6 protein-coding genes and 1 pseudogene are annotated in these 4,578 nt (G+C 60.9%); 4 read left to right on the top strand and 3 right to left on the bottom strand.

The window, feature by feature from the left end; genetic code table 11:
• A pseudogene (locus SB764_RS37915) lies at positions 1–179 on the bottom strand (MFS transporter); the annotation flags it as partial.
• Between the two features lie 459 nt (positions 180–638).
• On the opposite strand from SB764_RS37915, the gene SB764_RS37910 reads away from it, so the two are divergent.
• Positions 639–1,061, top strand: a complete 423-nt coding sequence (locus SB764_RS37910) for a hypothetical protein (RefSeq protein ID WP_410866449.1) — start codon at positions 639–641, stop codon at positions 1,059–1,061.
• Between the two features lie 55 nt (positions 1,062–1,116).
• Here SB764_RS37910 and SB764_RS37905 read toward each other — a convergent pair whose 3' ends face one another.
• Together SB764_RS37905 and SB764_RS37900 are read right to left on the bottom strand one after the other, a co-directional pair.
• Positions 1,117–2,421, bottom strand: a complete 1,305-nt coding sequence (locus SB764_RS37905; RefSeq protein WP_410866450.1) for a chloride channel protein — start codon at positions 2,419–2,421, stop codon at positions 1,117–1,119.
• A 72-nt stretch (positions 2,422–2,493) separates the two neighbouring features.
• Entirely contained in the window at positions 2,494–2,913 is a 420-nt protein-coding gene (locus tag SB764_RS37900) for a MarR family winged helix-turn-helix transcriptional regulator (RefSeq protein WP_410866448.1), read from the bottom strand.
• A gap of 259 nt (positions 2,914–3,172) precedes the next feature.
• Between SB764_RS37900 and SB764_RS37895 the strand changes: the two genes are divergently transcribed.
• From SB764_RS37895 to SB764_RS37885, 3 genes are all read left to right on the top strand, one after another.
• Positions 3,173–3,571: a glycoside hydrolase family 15 protein gene (locus SB764_RS37895; RefSeq protein WP_410866451.1), complete on the top strand. Its 399-nt coding sequence runs from the start codon at positions 3,173–3,175 to the stop codon at positions 3,569–3,571.
• A 360-nt stretch (positions 3,572–3,931) separates the two neighbouring features.
• Entirely contained in the window at positions 3,932–4,180 is a 249-nt protein-coding gene (locus tag SB764_RS37890; RefSeq protein WP_410866447.1) for an AbrB/MazE/SpoVT family DNA-binding domain-containing protein, read from the top strand.
• Complete coding sequence (locus tag SB764_RS37885; RefSeq protein WP_028371700.1) at positions 4,174–4,494, top strand: type II toxin-antitoxin system PemK/MazF family toxin; 321 nt, start codon at positions 4,174–4,176, stop codon at positions 4,492–4,494. Before SB764_RS37890 ends, SB764_RS37885 begins: the two co-directional genes overlap by 7 nt.
• Positions 4,495–4,578 lie beyond the last annotated feature (84 nt).

Here is a 4,578-nt window from a genome sequence, read left to right as displayed (position 1 = left end):
CCGACAAGCAGCAGGTTGTCGCCGCCGGGAATGGTTTTCGCGTAGACCGAAAACACCGGCATGATCATGAAGAGGCCGAGCATGCGCAGCGCGAAGATCGCGGCAAGCGACATCGTCGCGCGCCTTTCGGATGCGGTGAGGCCTGGCGTCACAGCTGACGAAGAGGATGAAGTTTGCATGTCGGCACAATCAAAAAAAGACCCAGCGCAGAGGCTGGGCCAAAGCTGCCACCGATACGACGGCGGCGACCGGACATTGCGTCCAGGTTCGGAAACAGCACGTGGCCAATTCCCGCCACCGTGCTGCGAGCAATGAAGCAATTAAGGCATAACGTGCCATATCGCGTAATCTAGCCACGAAAAATTAAGTGAATCTTAAATTAGCGCCCAGGCGGGCATCGTCTGATTGCCGTTGCGATCGTCAAGCAAAAATACGATGGAAGGCGCGTCATCGAACGCGTAAGATTGACGGCTGAAGACCGGCTCGACCCGGGGCGGCCGGGTAACGTGCGGGGACATCGAGGCCGTCTCGACGCCCTGAATCATGGTTGCCACGCGGGCGAGTCGGCCAGGAAGAAGCCATGCCGGAGATGTCTGCTACGTTCCCGGTACGGGGAAACTGTCGCGGGACGGAGCAAGATGACTGTGAATGTGAAGCGCCGGATGGCGGCGTGTGTTGCATGCCTCGTGCTGGCCGCCTGTAGCGACCATTCGGCCGTTTCGACAATTGCTGCATTGCCTCTGGTCTTTAGCGGTACCTCGCCAACCCCGCCATTGACTGTCGCTGATTGCGTGATGCACGACTGGAAGCTCTCGACGCACAACCTTGCTCTTACGTCCACGCGCGCGACCTGGCGAATCAGCGCCCGTTCGTGGTTTCAGGGCGTGGAGTTAGGCGTAGTGCTTCGGCGTCGGAGCCATCGCACGCGCGCCGAATTTTTCGAGGGGCGTATTGCGCCGTCGCGTTATCTGGAGATCGTCCAGCACTGTCTCGTGCCGGGCGGGCACACGACTGGCGAACGATCGCCCGAGTTGCGCACTCATGCAGCGACGCTTCGCTAAGGCCGAAATGCGGTGCCGTGCCGACCGACGCGCTGTCATGGGCGAGCGGCGCGGTTTACTTGTCCACCAGATAGCGTTGCGCGAGCGCTTCGTAAAGCGGCGGCGCGAGGAGCTTCGAGACCTGACTCGCCACAAGCGCCGTAGCCATCAGCGAAATCACCAGCGCGTGGCCGTTGATCATTTCGATGACGATCACGAACGCCGTGATCGGGCTCTGTGTGACGGCGGCGAGATAGCCGACCATCCCCAGTGCGATCAGCATCGGCAACTGCATATGACCGAAGACCATGTGAAGGGTGTTGCCGATGCCCGCGCCGATCGCCAGCGACGGGGCGAACAAACCGCCCGGTGTGCCCGGCAGGTAGGAGCCGACCATCGATGCCATCTTCAGCAGCGGATAGGCCACGCCCAGTTGCGAGTGACCTTCGAGCATGCCACGCGCTTCCGCGTAGCCACTTCCGAACAGATGGCCGCCACTGGCCACGCCGATCACGGCGATAAACAGGCCACATACTGCGCCAAATACCACGGGCCGTTCGTCTCGCAGCGCGATTAGTCGGTCTGGCATCCACTTTCTGGTGTTGAGCAGCAGCCAGCAGAACACGCCACCCGCGATGCCGGTCACCACACCGACCAGGACTACCGCGATGGCGAGAAGACTGGGCAGATTGCCATTGATCGCGATCGTGCCGAAATAGACGTAGTTGCCCTGCAGCGCGAGCGATACCACGCCGGAGAAAATGATTGCGGTGATGATGACGCCGCTCGTGCGTGCCTCGAAGCTTCGCGTCAGTTCCTCGATCGCGAAGACGACGCCTGCGAGTGGCGCGTTGAACGCCGCCGACAAACCGGCCGCTGCGCCCGCAAGTGCGAGCTTGTGCTCGAGTCCCGCGCGGTAGACGCCATGCAAACGCGCTGGATAGAAGCGTCGCAGCGAGAACATGAGCGCGGCACCGACATGGATGGTCGGACCTTCGCGGCCGATGGTGAAGCCGCCCAGGATCGCGAGAAATGAGAGGGCGATCTTGCCGACCAGAATGCGTAGTGTCAGCAGGCGTGGACCCAGGTCGCGCACGTCATGCAGCGACGCGATGACCTGAGGAATGCCACTACCTTCGGCCCCAGGAAACCACCGGCGCGTGATCCAGACGCCCAGCGCCGCAACGGCGGGGGTCACGATGAGGGGTGCCCATGGAGCGCGGGCTGTCATATGCAAGAACGTCTCGTAGCCGAAGTCGATCATCCTCGCATACAGTACGGCAACGAGACCGGTTGCGACGGCGCCGAGCCAGAACATCCCGAAGTAGAACCAGTGGCGTTGCCGGCGAAGCAGCCGCGGACGTTCGAAAAGAGCGAGCATGCGCATGAGAAATGCCCAAAGTATCAATTAGGGCACATTGTGACATAAATATGAGATTGCTCTCGACGGCGTTTAGCCGCCGGTGCCGTCGAAGACCCAGTGGAATGTGCCGTAGATCGCCTTGTGTTTCGCGGCCAGGCTTAACAGAAACTGCTCGCCCTTAGGCGAGAGATGCACCTGAACCTGCCGGCGGTCTGCGGGATCGGTCTTGCGTATCACGAGGCCCGCCGACTCGCAGCGCGAGACGAGGGCTGCCGTACCGTTCGGAGCGGCTTGTAGCCGCTCGGCAAGTTCGCCGACCGTCGCCCATTGCCGTCCAGGGAAACCGCGCACATGCAACAGTAACTGGTATTGAAGCGTTGTTATGCCGGCTTCGTTAGCGATTTCTTCGGAGGCGCGCAGGAATTTTCGCAGGTCGTAACGGAACACCGACATCGCTTCCAGCTCATGTTTGCCGGGGAGTCTGTTTTTGGGTGTTTTGGATGAATTCATGTGCGGTCCCTGGTGACTGCTGGTTGTGCCAAGGGATTATCTCCTGGCAGATGACTGGCTGCCCGAGCCAATCATTGTGTTGGGGGTACAGCGGAGTCAAAGGGCCGCCGGTCGGCGGGAGAGTACCGTGCGCGTGCGTTCAGCGAAGGCTGATGTGACGGCCTCGGTTCGCTCGTACAGACCTATGGTGGTCAGGCAGTCGACGCGAGTCTGTTGCGGCTGCTTGCGGTCGGATTTATCGCCGCGGCACGGCCCCAGGATGGCGAGCGCGATCGTTCGCATCGAGCGAGAGCTTAACGAAGGCGATTTCATCCGCCGGCTCAAGGCACCTGTCGATGGGTCCGCCGAAGGCAGCTTTCTCGCCTGCTCTTGCTGGCTCGCGGACTGCATGAGCATGCAGGCACGTCACGACGATGTGCGTGCGCAGTTTGAGCGCGCGCTGGCAGTGCGCAACGACCTCGGATTGCTGGCAGAAGAGTACAACGTTCCCGGCCGCCATCTCTCCGGCAACTTCCCGCGCGCGCTTTCGCATCTCGCCCTCGTCGAGACTGTCTGGCGCCTGGCCAGGCCGCAGTCGAAAAACCATTTGGCCAAACCAGACGCAACGCATCGACCGGGTAACACCACAGATGCGGACGATAACGTTAGTCTGTTTTGAACAGGACTTGCGCGCATTGGGCTTCACCGGCTCCTACGACCGTGTCGCGGCGTTCGCCCGACGCTGGTGACAGGACCAGCATGAGCAGGCAACCGCATCGACGAGCTGCTGCCCTGGAACGTTGCACCGCACCTGCCTGCGGCCGCGAGGGCCAGGCCCATTCGGTAGCCGCTCCCTCCGCGCCCGTCAACTCCCGGAACTACGGCCTCATTCGAACGCTTACTTCTGCGACGTTCTATGAGAGCCATCTGCATCCGGCGCGGCCCGATGCGGCGGGCGTGACACGGTGCGCCGAGTGTAATAACATTGTGTTGACCGTTGCCGCCGCAAGGTGTAACATTGTCATTACTTGGAGAGGCTATGAGAACGACGATTCGCAGAATGGGGAACTCGCAGGGCGTGCTGATTCCGAAGCCCGTCCTTGCGCAACTCGGGCTGGAGAGCGAAGTGGAAATGGAAGTCGAGAACGACGCGATTGTTCTGCGCCGTCCGAAGCACAAAGCCCGTGAGGGTTGGGCGGATGCGAGCAAGGCTCTGGCAGAGAGTCGCGACGATGCGCTGGTCATGGGCGAGTTTTCGAATGCCGATGACGCGGAGCTTGCATGGTGATGCGCGGGGAAGTCTGGTTGGTTGCGCTCGATCCGACGCTTGGTAGCGAGATTCAAAAGACGCGCCCCTGTGTCGTCGTTTCGCCTCCCGAAATGCACGACCACTTGCGCACAGTCGTCGTCGCGCCGATGACTTCCAAGGGGCGTCCTGCGCCGTTTCGGATTCCTGTGACGTTCAAGCGCAAACAGGGCTTGATCCTTCTGGACCAAATTCGCGCAGTAGACAAGGTGCGACTGGTCAAGAAAGAGGGCGCAGTGGCCGATAAGACGTTGTTGGATACCCTGCGGACTTTGCAGGAAGTCTTTGCAGAATAGGCAAACAGGAAAATACGATATGTCGCTCTGCAAAGCCCCCGATAACTGCAAGGCCCCTGATGTCGTAGCGAAGGTGAAATGCTG

The sequence above is a fragment of the Paraburkholderia sp. SIMBA_027 genome (assembly GCF_046535315.1).
Lineage (GTDB): Bacteria > Pseudomonadota > Gammaproteobacteria > Burkholderiales > Burkholderiaceae > Paraburkholderia > Paraburkholderia tropica.
The sequence above is the reverse complement of the archived record's forward strand: the minus strand, read 5'-3'. Positions and strand labels throughout refer to the sequence as shown.

Coding starts and splice junctions, on each gene's coding strand:
- SB764_RS37910 (WP_410866449.1), top strand. CDS start 639: ATGACTGTGAATGTGAAGCGCCGGATGGCGGCGTGTGTTGCATGCCTC.
- SB764_RS37905 (WP_410866450.1), bottom strand. CDS start 2,421: ATGCTCGCTCTTTTCGAACGTCCGCGGCTGCTTCGCCGGCAACGCCAC.
- SB764_RS37900 (WP_410866448.1), bottom strand. CDS start 2,913: ATGAATTCATCCAAAACACCCAAAAACAGACTCCCCGGCAAACATGAG.
- SB764_RS37895 (WP_410866451.1), top strand. CDS start 3,173: ATGGCGAGCGCGATCGTTCGCATCGAGCGAGAGCTTAACGAAGGCGAT.
- SB764_RS37890 (WP_410866447.1), top strand. CDS start 3,932: ATGAGAACGACGATTCGCAGAATGGGGAACTCGCAGGGCGTGCTGATT.
- SB764_RS37885 (WP_028371700.1), top strand. CDS start 4,174: ATGGTGATGCGCGGGGAAGTCTGGTTGGTTGCGCTCGATCCGACGCTT.